Consider the following 19,429-nt stretch of genomic DNA (forward strand, 5'->3'; position numbering starts at 1 on the left):
AGCTTTTTTAGTTTTTAGTATTGACCAGATTTTTGTAATCCTTTAAAATAATCAATCAATATTTTTCTTTGAGCATCAGTAAGGTCTGCTTCCGGATGCATCGGAATATAGCCTTTAAATGGCATTTCTTTATTCTCTATCGTTTCGATGACCTCATCTATAATGTGCTCTTTTTGATCCTTGTTATACGTCATCCATTCAGAGAAATTTACATTTTCTCTTCCTTCATTTACGTGATGCTTAATCGACCAAGAAATAGGAGCTACATAAGCATAATTAGGATATTTCACCTCGTTACTATGGCAATCGTAACACGCATTTTTCAGCATTTCGGTTACATCTTTCGGAGTTTTGAGCACCTCTACAAAATTCTGTTTCGGATCTACTGGCTTATTGGTTCTGTCAATAGGAATAAGCTGTATCAAAACCAAGAATACAACAATACCGATGAGTACTTTTTTCATTTGAATATATTTATGAGTTCAAAGGATTCAGAAAATTCTACTTTTTTAATTATTGGTCAGTTCCCAATCTTCCTTAATTTCCCAGAGTGGTCTTACATTAATTTCTTTCTCAAAAATGTAGACTTCTTCTGCAGCTATATTTTGCGCAAAATCTGCTTCGTCCCAAAATCCATTTCCATTATTATCTACTCTAATTCTAGCGATATAAGTCGCTGGCTTCAAGTTTTTAAAGGAAACTTCAGATTCATTGGTAAATTTAGAATATAATATTTCGCCTTTTTCATTGGTCAACTCTACCCAAAATTTAGCCGTAGGTTTATTTTTAATAATAGCCGTAAAAGAGCCATAATTTTCTGGTTTATCAATCTCAAATTGAAATTGGAAGGATTTATCATTACTGCTGTAATAAGAAGAAACGGTTTCTTTTGGAATCGTTAAAACATATTTTTTTGCAGGTTTAAAACTAGAATTTACTAGGATTTTAAACGGATTTTTTTTTGAAATTTTCGCAGTGAAATCTTGTGCTATGCTATCGCTTTCAAGCTTCCAAGAAGAAGTGTTAAGATTTTCTATGGGCAACGATGTGTTAATCACAAAATTATTTTCTGGTGCGATTAAATTTCCTGCTTCATTAGAGAGTTTAAAATCATCTTTCACCGCTTTATAACTCACGGAAATGGTATCACTAATCGTAGGTGTAAAATAACTTAATTTCACTTGCTTAGAAATATTCCCGCCCAAATTACTCTTTTCAGCATCAAACCAGATATTCACAGAATCCGAACGTTTAGCGTGTGTCACCTTGAAATCTTTCAGTTCTTCTGAAAGTGATTTTACATCTACCGTTTCTGGATTTCCTTCAAAAGTCATCAACAAACCGCCATTGATGGCTTTACTTTCTTTGTATTTTACCACTTTTTTAGAAGGGTAAAGTTTCAGTTTGAGACCTCTAACACTCGTGCTGTCTAACGTAATTTTTTCTTTCAAGAAAGAAACTTTTTCTTTTCCTGCATCGTAAACGGAATTTTGATTTTCGTCATCAAAAGCTATAATTACAAATTCCCCTTTTGGTAAAAAATTAAGTTCAAAATAATTTTCTTCGTCTACTTTGGTAATATAATCGGGTTTCTGTTTGTAGTCTAGATTTTCGCCCACTTTATAGAGTCCCACCACCATTTTATTCTCTTTTGCAGTTTGATTTTCTTTGATGAGCGTCATGGCATCTTTCACGGTTCCGCTCACGAAAAGGTCATCTATTTTATCTCCTGTAGAAAAAGCAAAATTAAAGTAAGGCAAAGGATTAGACTCATTATTGTCTACAATGGCGTTTCCAAAATTAAAATTATAGGTAGTATTCGCTTGAAGCGTATCTTCCCACTGTATCAAAACATATTTATTAGCCAGATTAGAAGGAATGACTTTTTTAATTTTTTTAATTGGTGGCGATACATTGAAATTTTTATTAAAATCCTTCAGCATCACGTATTCATCAAAATCCAGTCTCAATTCCTTTACCGTTCTAGAAACATTTAATCGAGTAGTATCTATATTAGAACTTAAAAATTTAGGGGCCAGAGAATCTCTAGTACCGCCATTTGGTGCGCCAACTCTAGCACACGAAAAAAGCAAAAGATTAAGCAGGAGAAGAAAAATTATTTTTTTCATTGATGAAATTTGAGCAAAATTAAGAAATATGCATTAATTATTCGGTAGGTTCTGCCGAGGCTTCGTGATTCTCTTTCGTAGTATCTGTTTCCTTATTCATCAGTTTATTCAATTTCTCTCTTTCTAAAGGAAAATCTTCAAACAATGAAGAAAGCGTGAGCGCAGAATACACTCTTCTAGAAAATTTGTTTCCAAGAGCAATGATAGTCACTTTAGATTTTTGTAAATGAACAAAAGCGGTATTACTTCCGTGCCACCAACCATTATGAAAAGTGAGTTTTTCTCCGTTATCAAAAACCTTCATCCTAAAACCTATCCCATAATTGTTTACGCCCCTTCTTTCATTGCTGTAAGGTGTAAAAATAGAATCTTTAAGGCTTTTTCTCAAGAAATTTTCGGCGTACATCGCTTTCGAAAACTTAAATAAATCTCTTGGCGTGGTGTAGCAGTTTTTGTCACCATAAATCCCATCTAATTTATCTGTAGGATACAATCTGCTTCCTTGATAGTAAAAAGATTGAGCAGCGCGCAGAGAATCTTTTTGTTGAAAAATATACGTATGTTCCATTCCTAATGGTTTGAAAACGATTTTCTGCATCGCCAAAGGAAAAGGATGTGCGGTAACTTTTTCTACAATCAGTGCAAGAAGCGCATAATTGGTATTACAATACATAAAGCCAGTGTTGGCATTTCTTGCCAAATCTGGTTTGTGCAGAATAAGCAAATCGAGAACTTCTTGGTTGGTGAAATATTTATTTTGGGGTTTAAGCCCTAGTTTTTCGATGAAATATTCATATTTCGGCAATCCACTTCTATGATTGAGCAAGTGAATCACTTCTACTTCTTTGTATGGGAATTTCGGAAAATAATGAGTAACCTTATCGTGAAGATTTATTTTTCTGGCTTCTACCAATTTAAGAACAGCCATCGCAGTAAGCGATTTAGAAATAGAAGCGATATGAAGCGGAACATCTTTAGTAATGGGAACTTGATTATTTTCTTTGGCAAAACCTCTATAGCTTTCGAAGAGAATTTTATCGCCTTTTGCCACGAGAAAACCACCACTTAAATCCCCTTTTTCCCAAACTTTATCATAATATTGCTGAATGGTATTAACCACATTCTGTTTATCTTGAAGCTTAGAATCTTCTGCAGTAAGGACATTTTCTACATCTACGTTTCCGTAATTAGGCAAACCATTTTCATTCTCTTGCTGAAAAAAATTAAATTCTTTTTTACAAGAAACCAAGGTCAATAAAAGGATAAGAATTACTACAATTTTCTGCTTCATCTTCTGATTAATTATTTAGGCGGGCAATTTAACATTTTTTTGAAGCAGTGTTTTATGATTGCGGTAATATTAAGATTTTTTTAACAGAATTGCTGTACTATTTTATCTACGATAAATTGCGCCAGTTTTTCTTTGCTTTGATGCGTCCAACCTGCAATGTGCGGTGTAACAATGACTTGATTTGACTGCAATAGAAATTGTAAATATTCTTTGTTTCTTGTGCTGAGCGAAGTAGAAGTATCTAGGTTTTCGAAGGAAGATTTTTCGTATTCTAAAACGTCTAATGCTGCGGCTTTTACTTTACCAGATTTTAGAGCATCTACTAATGCAGAAGTTTTCACATTTTTACCTCTTGCAGTATTAACCAAATAGAAATTTTTCTTCATTTTCGAGATGAAGCCTTCATCAACTAAATATTCCGTTGAAGCATCTAGAGGAATATGCAAACTAAGAATATCTGCGCGTTCTTGTAATTCTTCTAAGGAAACTTGTTTGGCAAATTCATCTTCTAAATTTGGCAAAATATCATGGAAAATAACTTCCACACCAAAACCAGAAAGTCTTTTAGCTGTCGCTTTTCCCATGTTTCCGTAGCCAATAATTCCAAAGGTTTTTCCTAACAATTCATCTCCTCTATTTTCCTCTCGTTTCCAGATTCCGTTTTTCACTTCTTCTGAAGCGATGAACAGACGATTCATGAGAATTAATAACATCGCTACTACATGTTCTGCTACTGCATCTCGATTTCCTTCTGGTGAATTAATCAAAGAAATTCCTAGATTTTTGGCGATTTCCAGGTCTATGTTTTCCATTCCAGCTCCTACTCTTGCAATGAATTTGAGATTTTGAGCATTTTCTAGAAAATTTTTATCAAGAGGAATTCTGCTCCTGATGATAATTCCATCATATTGATTGATTTTCTGCAAAACCTCATCATAAGACGAAGTAAAATCTTCTTCCAAAACAAAACCTTTTGCTAGAAGTTGCTCGGTAATTAATGGATGATTGCTATCGAGAAGGAGAATTTTCATTTTTTTGAAATGGTAAAATTGTTGATTTGCAAAACGTAAAATCGCTTAATACTAAATTCTTAAAAACTTTAAAACTGTAGTTTCACAGTTTTACAACTTAACGAATCAACGACTTTACAATAAATATTCTAACCAAATAACTTTTTAAGTTCTATAGAATCTTGAGCTTTCATTTTTCCAGAAAGAATTAGAGAAAGTTCTTTTCTACGAAGCGCTGCATCAAATCTTGCTTTTTCAACATCAGATTGAGGAATAAGCTCAGGAATAGGAACTGGATGGTTATTTTTATCTACTGCTACGAAAGTATAAATTCCTTCGTTGGTATAAATTTTTTCTTTGGTGATTGGGTTATCTAACCACACATCGCAATAAATTTCCATAGAAGTAGAAAACGCTCTAGAAACTTTAGCTTCTACCACTACCACACCACCTTCTGGAATAGGATATTTAAAAGAAACGTGGTTTACAGAAGCAGTAACAACGGTAGATTCACTATGTCTTTGTGCAGCAATAGCAGCCGCTCTGTCCATTCTAGAAAGAAGCTCACCACCAAACATATTTCCTAATGCATTGGTTTCATTGGGAAGCACAATATTGGTCATAATAGTCCTAGTTTCTGCAGGAGTTTTCGCATTTTTTTCCATAGAAATTATTTAGAAATTCTTAATGAATCTGTTTTTGAAGTTTGTAATGAATCTTTTTGTAAAGTAGGATTTACCTTTGGCTTTTCAGGAATTCTATGTGTAGAAGTTTTCACAGTAACTTCATCAAAAGATTTTTTTCCAAAAATTTGATCTTGATAATTAATTGCCAAATAAATAATTGCTCCTACTGGTAATATGAATAGGAAAATCCAAAGAATAGAATAATTAAAAACGTATTGATTGTCTGATTTCTCAACCTTTTCTGACTGGTCTATGTTTTGAATTTGTTCTAAACTGATTTCTTCTAAGCCAAAAAACTTAGGCGTATTGGTATAATCTTTTTTTCCTAAAAGTTTTATAGCATTGTCCTCTAGTGAAAATTCACCTATTTCGTCTATTGTAATTTTTTGTTCGGCTTGTAATGCTTCTACCCAAGAAGTTACTTCTTCTTTGATTAGAGACTGCACCACAAATAAATTTTCGCCTGTTTTTTCTACAATATACTTAGAAAAATCTGCATTGAAAAGGTTTTTATTTTCTACGAAAGAAATTTCATAAGTGGGCGGCAAGATTTTAGAGGATTGCTCATCTAAAGTAGCCGATTTTTTCTTGAGTGTAAAAACGCCAAAACCAGGAAGTTCTGCACTTCCTTTTTCTTGCAAATAATTGTATAGATGTAATCCTAAATTCATTTGGCACAAATTTAATATTTTTTGTTGAGTTGAGTTACAAAAAAAGGTTGCTAAAAAGCAACCTTGTATAAAAACATTTTTTCTTTTTTTGATTAATAGGCGAACTTAATGACCTCATCATTAAGTTTAAGAAGGTAATTTCCTTTTTTTGGAAGATTAAGCTCTACTCCATCTGTAGAGGATTGAGCAGAGAAAGTTTTAATTGTTCTTCCAGAAAAATCTATTATCTGTATGTTTAAATTTCCTTTTTTAGAAGTATACAATTTTCCACCTGAAACAAATGAATTAAAATTAGAGTTATTAATATTAATTGTCCCTAAAAACTTGTGTTAGTAGTTGTAAATCCATAGTCTGTAGCTAATTTATCTGTAGTTTGGTGTGCACTATTACCCACGGGATATTCTGTGAATAAAAAATGCAATTGGGTTACTACAGTTCCTGCAGGAAGTACACCTCCCATGTTATTAAAATTATGAGTATTAAGATTTAATACCCCTGTATAATTTGTACCTTCCCAAGTTAACTGAGTCGTGATATTACTAAAACTATCATTATATGAACTTCCTGTAGAGTTATCAGCTCCATTTAACCACAGGTAAACTCCAATTGGGTTCCCTGTTCCTGGGTTATAAAATGCCCATCCGTTTGCTTCGTCATTATAAGTAATTTTATAGATTCCTGAATTTGCAGGAGTCTGTATAATGCTCAATGTCGATTGACTATATACGGCAACCATTGCAAAAATAGCTGCTAAAAAAGAATAAAGTTTTTTCATTTTTTACTTTTAATTTAGTTCAAAAACAAATTTAATGAAATTATTCTTTCCAACCTTTATTTCTTGGAATGATTTTTTACAACTTAATATTTATGCCCACCATGAAATTTCTGCCAGCTTGTGCATAATAGTAAGGCCCATCATACACAAAACCATTATTTACATACTTTTTGTCAAAAATATTATTCAGCATAAATTGTAAACTCACCTCTTGTTTTGCAATTTTAAACCCATATTGCGCATTAAAATCGGTCAAGAAGTAATCATTCAGTTGTAGTGATTTAGTTGCGGTGTTATCTAAATACTGCTTTCCAACATATTGATTACTAAGATTTAACTGTAAATTTTTAATAGGCTTATATTGAATTACCGCATTGGCAATAATATTAGGAGAGAAAGAAATATCGGTATTTCCCAGATTGGTCACGGTAGAGTTTTCTTCAATTTTGAAATCTACATTTTTATTTTGGCTCAAAGTAATATTTCCTAATAAGTTCAGTTTTTCTGAGACTTTAGCCAAAGTTCCCAATTCTAAACCTAATCTATAAGATTTTCCAGAATTAATTTTAATGAATTCTCCCACCATATTGATTTCTCCACTCAGAACCAATTGGTTTACATAATTCATGTAATAAGCGTTTGCGGTAAAAGAAACATTACCAAAAGTTTTTTCTAAACCGACTTCAAAATCATGTAATTTTTCTGGCTTCGTATTAGGATTGGCAAATAAATCATCACGGTTGGGCTCTCTGTGAGCATGAGCGTATGAGAAAAATAATTTTCCGTTTTCTATCTGATAATTCACCCCGAATTTTGGATTAAAAAACGTCCATTTCTGGCTTAAATTTGCTCCTTCTTCTGCATTTTCATCTAAAACATACGTTTTATAGTCAATATTTCTGAGCTGTAAGTCTCCAAAAAATTCAAGTTTTTCAATTTTATAAATGGCTTTCGCAAAACCTGAAACTTCATTTTTCAGAGCATTATTTCTGTAGTATTCACGCTCGAAAATATCAGTATACTTCACACCCGATACATTCCCAAAATGCCTTCCAAAGTATTGATTTGCGGCTACTCCGAAATTCAAATTCACATTTTCAAAATTTCCATAAAGACTAGAAACTACGCCATAAAAATCATTATCTAACCATTTTTTTCTAATAAAATCTGTTCTGGTAATGGTATTTCCATTCTCTATGATGTTTGGTAAATCATATTTAGAAAATTTAGCATCTTGCTTATAATTTTCATAGTAACCTTCTCCATGAGTAAGGTGAAAAGTAGTTTCTAGATTCCAAATTTTACCGAGTTTTTGTTCCCAAAGTAAATGATAATGGTTTTGTCGGTAATTATCGGTTTCATTATCATAAAACCCAATAATATTCTCCCAATTAGCATCATAAATCGCTCCAGAATAATTAAATTTCGGGTTAGATTCATAGGTAGACTTATCAATTCCATTCCAGGCCTGATAAGTTTTTTCTTTCCCTCCGAAAGTTAAAAATCTCAGTTTCGTATTGCCTTTTTCAAACAGTGCATTGATATTGTAAGAATTTAATTTTGAAAAGGCTCTATCGATATAACCATCTGAATTTATGATAGAATACCTTGCCGAAACCGAAAATAAATCGTTCAAAAACTTTCCTGTTCCTGCTTCAAAGGAATGTTTAAAGGTATTAAAACTTCCTGCGCTTTGATTGGTCAAAAAATAAGGTTTCTCCTCTGGATTTTTGGTCAAAATATTCACACTTGCCCCAAAACTTGCTACACCGTTGCTAGAAGTTCCTACTCCTCTCTGGATTACAATCTGCGATGCAGAACTTGCCATGTCTGGAATATTCACAAAAAAAGTTCCCTGACTTTCTGAATCATTGTACGGAACACCATTCAGCATTACATTAATACTTGTCCCTGCGCTTCCTCTAATTCTGAAACCAGTGTAACCCACTCCGTTTCCTGCATCAGAAGTTGCAACTACAGACATTTGATTTTTGAGCAAAATAGGCAAATCTTGACCTAGATTTTTAGCTCCTAAATCTTTTTGTACGTTAATAATTTCTTTGGAAACCGGTAGCCTTTTTGTAAAGCTAACCTCTTGAATTTCTTTTACTTGCACAGTATCTACTTGTGCAGAGAGAACAGAGCTCATTCCTAGCCCTAAAATAATAAATCCTTTCATTCTGATGTTGTAAAAAATTAAACAAATCGAATAAAAGGATGCCACGTGCGAAAAATACATCAAAGACGTTTCCATAAACAGCATTACCTGTTCTATGTTCTTTGGGTATAATCTCAGCTTTTTACAGCACCCCTTTTTCTTGAGTGCAAATGTATAAAATTTTTATAAATTTCTAAAAATACCGAAAAGAATTACGATGATGAACAAAATTAGTATTGTTTTCTTACCGATGAGAAACTGTCTCAACTTAGCATATTTCTCTTGATGAAAACTGGTAAAGAAAATCAAAGAAAAATAAGGAATTCCGAATAACACAAGTGCATTTTGATGAAACGCTTCTCGGAAATTCAAATGTAAAACCTCGTAAAATGCCCTTTGTGAACCGCAGCCTGAACACTGGTAACCTGTAATTTCATAAATATAACAAGGCAAAAAACAAGAAGGATTCTGAGCGGGATTAAAAACAAAGAAATATCCTACTAGCAATAGAATTAAGCACACTGAAAGCCAAAAAGTTATCTTTTTTGTCATGAAACAAAGATAAGTTTTATTAATTTCTGAATCAAAATAGATTTATCACATAACTTTTATCAAGAAAACCTTTGATTTTTTCTAATAAAAAACTAAAATTTTTGTAAATTTGGGCAACTTATAATATAATCACTAATTTTAAATTTTGAGGATATGATTTTTGACCTTGATATGATCAAAAAAGTGTACGAGCGCTACCCTGAAAGAATTGCTGCGGCAAGACAAGTAGTACAAAAACCTCTTACACTTTCAGAAAAAATTCTTTACGCTCACCTTTGGCAAGGTAGCGCAACAGAAGCTTACGAAAGAGGAAACTCTTATGTAGATTTCGCTCCAGATAGAGTAGCAATGCAAGATGCAACTGCGCAAATGGCACTTTTACAATTTATGCAAGCTGGTAAAACAAAGGTTGCAGTTCCTTCTACAGCTCACGCAGATCACTTAATTCAAGCAAAAATTGGTGCTGATAAAGATTTACAAGAAGGTCTTAATAAAAATAATGAAGTTTTTAACTTCTTAAGCTCTGTTTGTGATAAATACGGAATTGGTTTCTGGAAACCAGGCGCTGGTATTATTCACCAAGTAGTTTTAGAAAATTATGCTTTCCCTGGTGGAATGATGATTGGTACCGACTCTCACACAGTAAACGCAGGTGGTTTAGGAATGGTAGCCATCGGAGTTGGTGGAGCTGATGCTGTTGACGTAATGGCTGGTATGGCTTGGGAACTTAAAATGCCTAAACTAATCGGTGTAAAATTAACAGGAAAACTAAACGGATGGGCTTCTGCTAAAGATGTTATCCTAAAAGTTGCAGGTATCCTTACTGTAAAAGGTGGAACTGGTGCAATTGTAGAATATTTCGGAGAAGGAGCTGTATCTCTTTCTGCTACTGGTAAAGGTACTATCTGTAACATGGGTGCAGAAATTGGTGCTACCACGTCTACTTTCGGTTATGATGATTCTATGAGAAGATATCTTGCTGCAACAGGAAGACAAGAAGTAGTAGATGCTGCCGATAAAATTGCTGAACACTTAACTGGTGATGCTGAAGTGTACGCAGAGCCAGAAAAATATTTCGATCAAGTAATTGAAATTAATCTTTCTGAGTTAACTCCACACCTTAATGGGCCTTTCACTCCAGACTTAGCAACTCCAGTAGCTGAAATGAAAGAAAAAGCGCTTGCTAATGATTGGCCACTTGATATTGAATGGGCTTTAATTGGTTCTTGTACCAACTCATCATACGAAGATTTATCAAGAGCAGCTTCTATTGTAGAAGACGCTGTAGCTAAAGGTGTAAAACCAAAAGCTATTTTAGGAATTAACCCAGGTTCTGAACAGGTAAGATATACTGCAGAAAGAGATGGCCTGATTGATACTTTCAAAAAATTTGAAAACTCTAGAATCTTTACCAACGCTTGTGGACCATGTATCGGACAATGGGACAGAGAAGGCGCTGAAAAACAAGAGAAAAACTCTATCATTCACTCTTTCAACAGAAACTTTGCAAAAAGAGCTGATGGAAACCCAAATACTCACGCTTTCGTAGCTTCTCCTGAGATGGTAGCTGCTGTAGCAATTTCTGGTAGATTAGATTTTAACCCAATTACAGATACATTAACCAACCAAAATGGTGAGCAAGTAAAACTAGATGAACCTAAAGGTTCTGAACTTCCAGCAAAAGGATTTGACGTAGAAGATAATGGCTACCAAGCTCCTGCGGAAGACGGTTCTGCTGTTCAAGTAATTGTTTCTCCTACTTCAGACAGATTACAATTATTAGAACCTTTCTCTCCTTGGGATGGTAAAAATATTACAGGCGCTAAACTTCTCATCAAAGCTGAAGGAAAATGTACTACTGACCACATTTCTATGGCTGGTCCTTGGTTGAAATATAGAGGTCACTTAGATAATATTTCTAACAACATGTTAATCGGTGCTGTAAACTTCTTTAACAAAGAAACTAACAGAGTTAAAAACCAATTAACTGGAGAATACGGTGAAGTTCCTGCAGTACAAAGAGCTTATAAATCAGCAGGCGTTCCTTCAATTGTAGTAGGAGACCAAAACTACGGAGAAGGCTCTTCTAGAGAACACGCTGCAATGGAGCCAAGACATCTTGGTGTAAAAGCAGTTTTAGTAAAATCTTTTGCGAGAATCCACGAAACCAACCTTAAGAAACAAGGTATGCTTGCATTAACTTTTGTAAATGCTGAGGATTATGATAAAATCCAAGAAGATGATACTTTTGATTTCTTGAATCTGGAAGGTTTCGCGCCTAATACCCCACTTCAAATTCAGATTACTCACAAAGATGGGACTACTGAAACCATCTTAGCAAACCATACTTATAACGAACAACAAATTGGTTGGTTTAAAGCTGGTTCTGCACTTAATCTAATTGCTGAAGAAGCTAAAAAAGCATAAGCTTTTTTTCATAAATACTAAAAAACCACTCGAAAATTCGGGTGGTTTTTATTTTGTAATATTTTGATTTATAAAAATTAAACATTTTCTTCGCAAGCGCGCCAAACGGCATCATTCTGAGGAACTGGCGCTGTAATTTCAATATTTTCTTTCGTTACAGGATGTATAAATTCTAATTTTCTGGCATGTAAATGAATACCTCCATCAGGATTAGAACGTGGCGAACCGTATTTTAAATCGCCTTTTATGGGCGTGCCGTTTTTAGAAAGCTGCGCTCTGATTTGGTGATGTCTTCCTGTTTCCAAATCAATCTCAAGGAGAAGATAATTGTCTAAAGATTTAACAATATTATAAGTAAGAATCGCTTCTTTTGCACCTTCAGTTGGTTTTGGGAAAACAATTGCTTTGTTATTTTTTTCATTTTTTTTGAGATAATGAACCAATCTTTGAGAAGGCGGAATAATTTCCTTGGCTACAACTGCCCAATATGTTTTCTTAATCTCACGGTTTTTTACCATTTGCGTAAGACGAGAAAGTGCTTTAGAAGTTTTGGCATAAATAACCAAACCAGAAGTAGGCCTATCTATTCTATGAACCAAACCTAGAAAAACATTTCCTGGTTTATTATCTCTTATTTTAATGTGATTTTTGATAGAATCTAGCAGAGATTCGTCGCCAGTTTTATCACCTTGAACCAATTGTCCAACTTTTTTATTGATGATTAAAAGGTGGTTGTCTTCATAGATGATTTGAGAAGATATATCTGAATTTATTTTTTGCATTTTCTATAGGAAAGTGCAAAGTTAGGAAATAAAAAAAGTTGAACAAAAAACTCAACTTTTATTTACCTAGTAACTTTCGTTCTTATTCGGGAAGGAAACATCTTTTACATCTTTTACATACTGCGAAACTGCTCCTGTAATTTCTGTATAAAGGTCTAAATATCTTCTTAAAAATTTCGGAGAAAATCCTTTATTCATCCCTACCATATCATGATAAACCAGAACTTGACCGTCACAATCTGGACCAGCTCCAATTCCTATAGTTGGGATAGAAACGCTCTCCGAAACTTTTTTTGCTAATTCAGCAGGTATTTTTTCTAAAACTAATGAAAAACACCCTAGTTCTTCCAAAATTTTAGCATCTCTTATTAGTTTTTCGGCTTCTGCATCTTCTTTAGCACGTACTTTATAAGTTCCAAACTGATAAATAGATTGCGGCGTAAGTCCAAGATGTCCCATTACAGGAATCCCTGCATTGATTAGTCTAGAAACAGAATCTGCAATTTCCTCACCTCCTTCTATTTTTATAGCGTGAGCTCCAGATTCTTTCATCATTCTTACACCAGACTCCAACGCTTTTTGCGGGTCTGACTGATACGTTCCGAATGGTAAATCTGCAACTACTAATGCTCTATCTACTCCTCTCACTACGCACTGAGCGTGATAAATCATTTGATCTAAAGTAATAGGCAAAGTAGTTTCGTGACCTGCCATTACATTCGCCGCCGAATCTCCTATTAAAATAGCATCTACTCCACCTGCATCTACCATTTTGGCAGTGGTATAATCATATGCGGTAAGCATTGTGATTTTTTCCTTATCGAATTTCATTTTTCGTAAGGTTTCGGTTGTTACTTTTTTAATTTCGGAATGTACTGACATGGGAATAAATTTTAAAGAGTAAAAGTATAAAAAAATGCCGACTCGCGGTCGACATTTTTAATTTTTATAAAACTACGTGTCCTAATTTTCTTAGTTTTTCGTGGTTTAAGATTTTTAAGTTTCTTCCTTCCACTTCTATGTAGTTGTCTTGTTTAAATTCTGAGATTAATCTGATGGCACTTTCTGTAGCAGTTCCGATTAAGTTAGCAATTTCTTCTCTTGTTAAAGAAATTTTGATAAAACCTTCTGGGTCTGTTCCTAATTTCTGCTCTAGAAGAAGAAGTACTTCTGCTAATCTTTCTCTTACTGTTTTTTGAGCCAAGAAAGTTACCGTATTAGAACTTTCGCCCAATTCGAAAGAGATTTTCTGAAGCATTGCAAAAGACAATTGAGGGTCTACTTCTAGCAAATGAAGAAATACATCTGCAGGAATATAAGTAGCTTGTAAATCGCTCATCGCTTCAGCAGTAGCTTGATAAGCTTCACCAATTAATAGCGCTCTGTAACCAATAATATCACCTTCTTTGATGAATCTTAAGATTTGTTCTTTTCTATTAAAACCTAGTTTATAAAGTTTTGCTGTACCACTTTCTATAAAAAAAACACCTTCTACATTTCTTCCTTCCTCGAAAAGAGATTCTCCTTTGTTAAAGAAAAGAGTTTGCTTAGCATTGATATATTTAGTGTAATCTTCTTTAGATAGAATTTCCTTAAAAGCCTTGTCATTAAAAACACTTAGAAACTTGTTTTCAATAAAAATTTGTTTTTCTAAAGACATAGATGAATTTTTATGATTTTCGTCAGCAAAATTATCATTTTTTTCTTATTAATCATAAAGAATTTTTGTATTATTTTTGCACATTTAACAAAAGCAGATGGCAGAAAATTGTTTCCATTGTGGACAAGAAATAGATAAAGATAGAATTTTCTTCGATGAGAAGGCATTTTGTTGTAACGGATGCAAATCTGTTTATGAAATTCTTAATGCAAATAATCTCGGAAATTTTTATGAATTAAATAAAAATTCTGGAATTAGACCAGACGAAAATCTTTCTCAATTTGATTATTTAGATACTCCAGAAATTTTCGAAAAAGTAGTAGATTTTTCTGAAGGGAATACCAGTGTAGTCACCTTTAAAATCCCAGTGATTCACTGTAGCTCTTGTATTTGGTTACTTGAAAGTTTACAAGATTTGAACACGAATATTAGATATTCTCAGGTAAATTTCACCAAGAAAACGCTACAAATTTCTTTCAACCAAAACGAATTACCTCTGAGTGAATTGGCAAAATTCCTAACGAATCTTGGTTATAAACCTGTAATTTCATTAGAAACGGCAGACAAAAAAGAAGCCACAGTAGACAGAAGCCTCACGATAAAAGTAGCAGTTGCAGGATTTGCCTTCGGAAATGCAATGATGTTTGCGTTCCCAGAATATTTAAACACGGGCTCTTCAGTAGATTTCTGGTTAGAAGAGTTTGCGCCGTTTTTCAGATTTTTAACTTTCTTACTTTCCATTCCAGTGGTAGTGTATTCTGCATCAGACTATTATAAATCTGCGTGGTTTGGTTTGAAAAATAAAATTGTAAACATAGATGTCCCTATTGTTTTAGGAATTCTGGTTTTATTCTTTAGAAGTGTCTACGAAATCGCAACCAATTACGGTCCAGGATATTTTGATACACTTTGTGGATTGTTATTCTTCATGTTATTGGGTAAAATTTTCCAAAAGAGAACTTATTCTGCACTTTCGTATGATAGAGATTACAAATCTTTTTATCCAATTGCGGTAACCAAAGTAGATTTTGGGGGACAACAACAAAATATTTTACTTTCTGATATTAAAGTTGGCGATAGAATTTTAGTAAGAAACCAAGAAATTATTCCTGTAGATGCGGTTTTAATTAATGGAGAAGGAAATATAGACAATAGTTTCATTACTGGTGAAAGTGCTACGATTACCAAAAATCCTGGGGATAAAATTTTTGCAGGGGGAAAACAAATTGGTTCTATCTTAGAACTGGAAGTAATAAAAACTGTGAACCAAAGTTATTTAACTCAACTTTGGAACAAAGAAGCTTTTAGAAAAGAAGATTTAGGACTCGACACTTTGGTGAATAAGATTTCTAAATATTTCACCTTCATCATTTTAGCCATTACCCTTTTTGCTGGAATTTATTGGTATCAAATAGATTTTGAAAAAATGTTTCAGGTGGTTTCTGCGATTTTGATTGTAGCTTGTCCTTGTGCATTAGCACTTTCTACTCCATTTACAATGGGGCACATCATGAGAATTCTTGGCAGAAATAAAATGTATGTGAAAGACGCTCACACTATTGAAAAAATGGCAAAAATTGACACTTTGGTTTTTGACAAAACAGGCACGATTACCTATAATAAAAAAGCCAACATTAGTTTTGAAGGTCAAGAAATCGCTGAATTTGATTTAAAAAACATAAAATCTTTACTCAAAAATTCTAATCACCCGCTTTCTAAATCGCTTTACGAGTTTATAGAAGTAGAAGATGAATATCTACCGATTGAAAACTTCAAAGAAACCGCTGGAAAAGGTTATGAAGCCACGGTAAGAGGGAAAGTTTATAAAATTGGTTCTGCAAAATTTACCCATCAAGAAGCTAAATCACTAGAAACTGCCGTTTTTATAGAAAGAGATGGTGAGTTTTTAGGGAAATTTATCTTCAAAAACGAATACAGAGATGGTTTAGCCGAAATGGCAAAGGAACTGAGGGGTTATAAAATCCATGTTTTAAGCGGAGACAACTCTTCTGAAGAGAAAACGCTTAAAAATATAATTCCAAGTATTACCGAAATGAGATTCAGTCAATCTCCGGAAGATAAATTAGAGTATATCAAACATTTACAAGATCAGGGCAAAAAAGTTGCCATGCTTGGAGATGGACTAAATGATGCGGGTGCGCTGAAACAAAGTAACATAGGAATTGCGATTGCAGATGACACCAATTCTTTCACGCCGAGTTCAGATGTGATCATGAATGGAGGGGTTTTGACAAAGTTGCATGACTATTTTGCACTCACGAAAGATGCTATGATCATTGTAAAATTAACATTTGGGATTAGTTTTCTATATAATGTGGTAGGTTTAACCGCAGCAGTTCTCGGCGAGATGTCTCCTTTGTTTGCTGCAATTTTGATGCCTTTAAGCTCGATAAGTGTAGTTGCATTTACCTCATTATCAACATGGTTAAGATCAAGAAAATACTTCAAATTTTAATAATAAGATAAAAAAAATCTTATTTAGAATATTTTAAAATTAACGTTTTTTTAACAGACCATGATGAAAGTCATTAAAAAACATTAATTTTGAAGCGCAAAATCCTTTTATATTTGTAAAATCGTGGAAATTCTCTATTTAATGATCATCTGCAGTGTCTCAATCGCTGTAATTTTTCTAATAGTCTTTATTATTAGTGCCAAGAATGGTCAGTTTGACGATGACGAATCTCACGCAGTAAGAATTTTATTAGAAGACAAAAAAACAGATATAGAAGAAGAAAAATCTGAAGAAAAAAATTAAAATTAAAGTGATTAGTTAATATGGAAACACAAAAGTTTAGTTATGACAATGGCATTGTGCGTGCGTTTCTTTACGCTACAATAGTCTGGGGAGTACTTGGTTTTACATTTGGTGTAACTGTTGCATCAATGTTATTTTATCCAGAGTTACCAGAATTCCTTTTTGGAACAGATGACCCTACAATTGCAAGTTTAAGAAGTGGAGACATTCAAGGACTTGTAAGTACTAATGGTGCGTTTGGATTTGGCAGATGGAGAATGTTGCACACCAGCACAGTTATTTTTGCATTTGTAGGTAATGGATTCTTTGCAGGTGCTTATTATTCTTTACAAAGATTATTAAAGGCAAGAATGTTTAGTGACGTTCTTTCTTGGATTAATTTCTGGGGATGGCAATTAATAATTGTTACAGTAGCAATTACCTTTCTAATGGGTATAAATACTTCTAAAGAATATGCAGAACATGAATGGCCAATTGACATTATGATTGCTATTATTTGGATTGTAATGGGTATTAATATGTTTGGTACTATTGCCAAGAGAAGAGTAAGACACCTATATGTTGCTATATGGTTTTACATTGCAACATGGGTAGGTATTACGATGCTACACGTATTCAACAATCTAGAAGTTCCTTTATCATTTGCAGGATGGAAATCTTATTCAGCTTATGCTGGTGTAAAAGATGCTTTAGTACAATGGTGGTATGGTCACAATGCGGTAGCATTCTTCCTAACAACTCCAGTACTTGGTTTAATGTATTACTTTATGCCAAAAGCAGCTGATAGACCTGTGTTTTCTTATAAACTTTCTATCATCCACTTCTGGTCATTAATATTTGTTTACATTTGGGCTGGTCCTCACCACTTGTTATACACAGCAATTCCAGGTTGGGCACAAGCTTTAGGTACTACGTTCTCTATTGCTCTTATTGCTCCATCTTGGGGAGGTATGCTTAATGGTTTATTAACCTTAAGAGGAGCTTGGGATAAAGTAAGAGAAAATCCTGTTCTTAAATTCTTCGTGGTTGCAGTTACTTGTTATGGTATGGCAACTTTCGAAGGACCACTTTTAGCAACAAAAACATTAAATAAAATCGGTCACTTTACAGACTGGGTAATTGGTCACGTTCACGTAGGTGCATTAGGTTGGAATGGCTTTATGGCATTTGGTATGATTTATTATTTACTACCAATTATGTGGAGAACAAAATTGTGGTCTGTAAAATTAGCAAATTGGCATTTCTGGTTAGGTACTTTAGGTATTATTTTCTACGCAGTACCAATGTATCTTTCAGGATTTACACAAGGTTTAATGTGGAAACAATTTAATCCAGATGGAACTTTAGTATATAAAAACTTTTTAGATACTGTTACGGCAATTATTCCTTACTATCAAATGAGATTTTTTGGTGGGTTATTATATCTTACTGGCTCTATTCTTATGGTTATTAATGTTATTGCTACTGTAAGACAAGGTTCATTCGAAAAAGAAGTTCCAGTAGAAGCTCCTGCATTAGCAAAAATTTCTGATGCTAGAAAAGAAGGAGAAGGAAAACACCTTTGGTTAGAAAGAATGCCATTATATTTAACTCTATTATCTTTCGTGGCATTAGCAATTGGAGGTATGGTAGAAATTATCCCTACATTAACTGTAAAAGATAATGTTCCTACTATCGCATCAGTAAAACCTTATACTCCGCTAGAATTAGAAGGTAGAGACTTATACATTAGAGAAGGCTGTAATGCGTGCCACACTCAAATGATTAGACCATTTAGAGATGAGGTTGTACGTTACAATGGTAAAAACGGTCAATACTCTAAAGCTGGTGAATTTATTTATGACAGACCATTCTTATGGGGTTCTAGAAGAACTGGGCCAGATTTGCATAGAGAAGGAGGTAAAAACCCAGATACTTGGCATTTCAAACACATGCTGAATCCTAGAGTTACTTCTCCAGGTTCTATCATGCCTAGATATCCATGGTTAATCTATAACGAACTAGACAGAACTAAAACTAAGGATAAATTAGTATTATTGAAAAATGTATTTGGTCACCCTTATACAGATGAAGAAATCAATAATGTAGACAAATTAGTAGACGAACAAGCTGCTAAAATTGTAGAAGGAATCTATTCTGGAGATGCTGAAATCAAAAAAGCATTTGATGCTCAAAAAGCTCAGCAAGGTGCAGCATTCGTTCCTGTAGAAAAGAGAGAAATCGTTGCTTTAATTGCTTATTTACAAAGATTAGGTACAGACATTAAAACTACCGAAGTAAAAACAGCAAGCAATAATTAATAATCTAATAAAGGAGTTTTTTCAATATGATACCAAGTAATATTAAAGATATCTTAGCAAATATAGATAATGCAGGAATCTACCAAACATTGTCTATGATTATCTTTATCATATTTTTCATCAGCACTGTGTTATACGTTCTTTCTAGACCGAAAAAACACTACAGCGAAGTTGAAAAAGCTCCTTTAGAAGATGATCATAACAATTAA

18 protein-coding genes are annotated in these 19,429 nt (G+C 33.6%); 5 read left to right on the forward strand and 13 right to left on the reverse strand.

The annotated features are described in order from the left end of the window. Positions 1 to 14: 14 nt before the first annotated feature. From N7277_RS02095 to N7277_RS02140, 10 genes are all read right to left on the reverse strand, one after another. Entirely contained in the window at positions 15 to 464 is a 450-nt protein-coding gene (locus N7277_RS02095; RefSeq protein WP_274780111.1) for a heme-binding domain-containing protein, read from the reverse strand. Between the two features lie 45 nt (positions 465 to 509). Then, a complete protein-coding gene (locus tag N7277_RS02100; protein ID WP_274780112.1) occupies positions 510 to 2,129 on the reverse strand; it encodes an Ig-like domain-containing protein in 1,620 nt (539 codons plus the stop codon). 37 nt (positions 2,130 to 2,166) lie between these two features. Next, on the reverse strand, positions 2,167 to 3,420 hold the full coding sequence (locus N7277_RS02105; RefSeq protein WP_274780113.1) for a serine hydrolase domain-containing protein: 1,254 nt from the start codon (positions 3,418 to 3,420) through the stop codon (positions 2,167 to 2,169). Between the two features lie 80 nt (positions 3,421 to 3,500). After that, a complete protein-coding gene (locus N7277_RS02110; protein WP_274780114.1) occupies positions 3,501 to 4,451 on the reverse strand; it encodes a 2-hydroxyacid dehydrogenase in 951 nt (316 codons plus the stop codon). A gap of 128 nt (positions 4,452 to 4,579) precedes the next feature. Next, entirely contained in the window at positions 4,580 to 5,095 is a 516-nt protein-coding gene (locus tag N7277_RS02115) for an acyl-CoA thioesterase (RefSeq protein ID WP_274780115.1), read from the reverse strand. A 5-nt stretch (positions 5,096 to 5,100) separates the two neighbouring features. After that, positions 5,101 to 5,787, reverse strand: a complete 687-nt coding sequence (locus N7277_RS02120) for a hypothetical protein (protein ID WP_274780116.1) — start codon at positions 5,785 to 5,787, stop codon at positions 5,101 to 5,103. A gap of 92 nt (positions 5,788 to 5,879) precedes the next feature. Beyond that, the gene (locus N7277_RS02125) at positions 5,880 to 6,050 is read right to left on the reverse strand and encodes a T9SS type A sorting domain-containing protein (RefSeq protein ID WP_274780117.1); all 171 of its coding nucleotides are present in this window, start codon (positions 6,048 to 6,050) and stop codon (positions 5,880 to 5,882) included. A 53-nt stretch (positions 6,051 to 6,103) separates the two neighbouring features. Further along, positions 6,104 to 6,562: a hypothetical protein gene (locus N7277_RS02130; RefSeq protein ID WP_274780118.1), complete on the reverse strand. Its 459-nt coding sequence runs from the start codon at positions 6,560 to 6,562 to the stop codon at positions 6,104 to 6,106. 76 nt (positions 6,563 to 6,638) lie between these two features. Beyond that, positions 6,639 to 8,741, reverse strand: coding sequence for a TonB-dependent receptor (locus tag N7277_RS02135; RefSeq protein ID WP_274780119.1), 2,103 nt, complete (start codon positions 8,739 to 8,741; stop codon positions 6,639 to 6,641). Between the two features lie 162 nt (positions 8,742 to 8,903). Next, positions 8,904 to 9,272 carry a DUF2752 domain-containing protein gene (locus tag N7277_RS02140; protein ID WP_274780120.1) on the reverse strand — a complete coding sequence of 123 codons (369 nt, stop codon included), beginning with the start codon at positions 9,270 to 9,272 and terminating at the stop codon, positions 8,904 to 8,906. Positions 9,273 to 9,425: 153 nt separating this feature from the next. Here N7277_RS02140 and N7277_RS02145 point away from each other — a divergent pair, with 153 nt between their 5' ends. Then, positions 9,426 to 11,699 (forward strand): aconitate hydratase, encoded by a 2,274-nt coding sequence (locus tag N7277_RS02145; RefSeq protein WP_274780121.1) that lies wholly within the window; start codon positions 9,426 to 9,428, stop codon positions 11,697 to 11,699. Between the two features lie 77 nt (positions 11,700 to 11,776). On the opposite strand, the gene N7277_RS02150 is transcribed toward N7277_RS02145, so the two are convergent. The 3 genes from N7277_RS02150 to N7277_RS02160 all read right to left on the reverse strand — a co-directional run bounded on the left by N7277_RS02150 (position 11,777) and on the right by N7277_RS02160 (position 14,141). Then, on the reverse strand, positions 11,777 to 12,481 hold the full coding sequence (locus tag N7277_RS02150) for an RluA family pseudouridine synthase (RefSeq protein WP_274780122.1): 705 nt from the start codon (positions 12,479 to 12,481) through the stop codon (positions 11,777 to 11,779). A gap of 66 nt (positions 12,482 to 12,547) precedes the next feature. Further along, complete coding sequence (panB, locus tag N7277_RS02155; protein ID WP_274780123.1) at positions 12,548 to 13,363, reverse strand: 3-methyl-2-oxobutanoate hydroxymethyltransferase; 816 nt, start codon at positions 13,361 to 13,363, stop codon at positions 12,548 to 12,550. A gap of 64 nt (positions 13,364 to 13,427) precedes the next feature. Beyond that, positions 13,428 to 14,141 (reverse strand): Crp/Fnr family transcriptional regulator, encoded by a 714-nt coding sequence (locus N7277_RS02160; RefSeq protein WP_074650861.1) that lies wholly within the window; start codon positions 14,139 to 14,141, stop codon positions 13,428 to 13,430. A gap of 97 nt (positions 14,142 to 14,238) precedes the next feature. Here N7277_RS02160 and N7277_RS02165 point away from each other — a divergent pair, with 97 nt between their 5' ends. The 4 genes from N7277_RS02165 (at position 14,239) to N7277_RS02180 (ending at position 19,429) form a co-directional block, all read left to right on the forward strand. After that, positions 14,239 to 16,617, forward strand: a complete 2,379-nt coding sequence (locus N7277_RS02165; RefSeq protein WP_274780124.1) for a heavy metal translocating P-type ATPase — start codon at positions 14,239 to 14,241, stop codon at positions 16,615 to 16,617. Between the two features lie 141 nt (positions 16,618 to 16,758). Then, a complete protein-coding gene (gene ccoS / locus N7277_RS02170) occupies positions 16,759 to 16,920 on the forward strand; it encodes a cbb3-type cytochrome oxidase assembly protein CcoS (RefSeq protein ID WP_213190401.1) in 162 nt (53 codons plus the stop codon). Between the two features lie 20 nt (positions 16,921 to 16,940). Then, positions 16,941 to 19,220 carry a cytochrome-c oxidase, cbb3-type subunit I gene (gene ccoN / locus N7277_RS02175; protein WP_274780125.1) on the forward strand — a complete coding sequence of 760 codons (2,280 nt, stop codon included), beginning with the start codon at positions 16,941 to 16,943 and terminating at the stop codon, positions 19,218 to 19,220. Positions 19,221 to 19,246: 26 nt separating this feature from the next. Continuing rightward, positions 19,247 to 19,429, forward strand: coding sequence for a CcoQ/FixQ family Cbb3-type cytochrome c oxidase assembly chaperone (locus tag N7277_RS02180; protein WP_274780126.1), 183 nt, complete (start codon positions 19,247 to 19,249; stop codon positions 19,427 to 19,429).

Source organism: Cloacibacterium sp. TD35 (genome assembly GCF_028864635.1).
Taxonomy (GTDB): domain Bacteria; phylum Bacteroidota; class Bacteroidia; order Flavobacteriales; family Weeksellaceae; genus Cloacibacterium.

What these genes read in the sequence shown, in the direction of transcription:
- N7277_RS02095 (WP_274780111.1), bottom strand. Translation starts at nt 464, where the DNA reads ATGAAAAAAGTACTCATCGGTATTGTTGTATTCTTGGTTTTGATACAG.
- N7277_RS02100 (WP_274780112.1), bottom strand. Translation starts at nt 2,129, where the DNA reads ATGAAAAAAATAATTTTTCTTCTCCTGCTTAATCTTTTGCTTTTTTCG.
- N7277_RS02105 (WP_274780113.1), bottom strand. Translation starts at nt 3,420, where the DNA reads ATGAAGCAGAAAATTGTAGTAATTCTTATCCTTTTATTGACCTTGGTT.
- N7277_RS02110 (WP_274780114.1), bottom strand. Translation starts at nt 4,451, where the DNA reads ATGAAAATTCTCCTTCTCGATAGCAATCATCCATTAATTACCGAGCAA.
- N7277_RS02115 (WP_274780115.1), bottom strand. Translation starts at nt 5,095, where the DNA reads ATGGAAAAAAATGCGAAAACTCCTGCAGAAACTAGGACTATTATGACC.
- N7277_RS02120 (WP_274780116.1), bottom strand. Translation starts at nt 5,787, where the DNA reads ATGAATTTAGGATTACATCTATACAATTATTTGCAAGAAAAAGGAAGT.
- N7277_RS02130 (WP_274780118.1), bottom strand. Translation starts at nt 6,562, where the DNA reads ATGAAAAAACTTTATTCTTTTTTAGCAGCTATTTTTGCAATGGTTGCC.
- N7277_RS02135 (WP_274780119.1), bottom strand. Translation starts at nt 8,741, where the DNA reads ATGAAAGGATTTATTATTTTAGGGCTAGGAATGAGCTCTGTTCTCTCT.
- N7277_RS02140 (WP_274780120.1), bottom strand. Translation starts at nt 9,272, where the DNA reads ATGACAAAAAAGATAACTTTTTGGCTTTCAGTGTGCTTAATTCTATTG.
- N7277_RS02145 (WP_274780121.1), top strand. Translation starts at nt 9,426, where the DNA reads ATGATTTTTGACCTTGATATGATCAAAAAAGTGTACGAGCGCTACCCT.
- N7277_RS02150 (WP_274780122.1), bottom strand. Translation starts at nt 12,481, where the DNA reads ATGCAAAAAATAAATTCAGATATATCTTCTCAAATCATCTATGAAGAC.
- panB (WP_274780123.1), bottom strand. Translation starts at nt 13,363, where the DNA reads ATGTCAGTACATTCCGAAATTAAAAAAGTAACAACCGAAACCTTACGA.
- N7277_RS02160 (WP_074650861.1), bottom strand. Translation starts at nt 14,141, where the DNA reads ATGTCTTTAGAAAAACAAATTTTTATTGAAAACAAGTTTCTAAGTGTT.
- N7277_RS02165 (WP_274780124.1), top strand. Translation starts at nt 14,239, where the DNA reads ATGGCAGAAAATTGTTTCCATTGTGGACAAGAAATAGATAAAGATAGA.
- ccoS (WP_213190401.1), top strand. Translation starts at nt 16,759, where the DNA reads ATGATCATCTGCAGTGTCTCAATCGCTGTAATTTTTCTAATAGTCTTT.
- ccoN (WP_274780125.1), top strand. Translation starts at nt 16,941, where the DNA reads ATGGAAACACAAAAGTTTAGTTATGACAATGGCATTGTGCGTGCGTTT.
- N7277_RS02180 (WP_274780126.1), top strand. Translation starts at nt 19,247, where the DNA reads ATGATACCAAGTAATATTAAAGATATCTTAGCAAATATAGATAATGCA.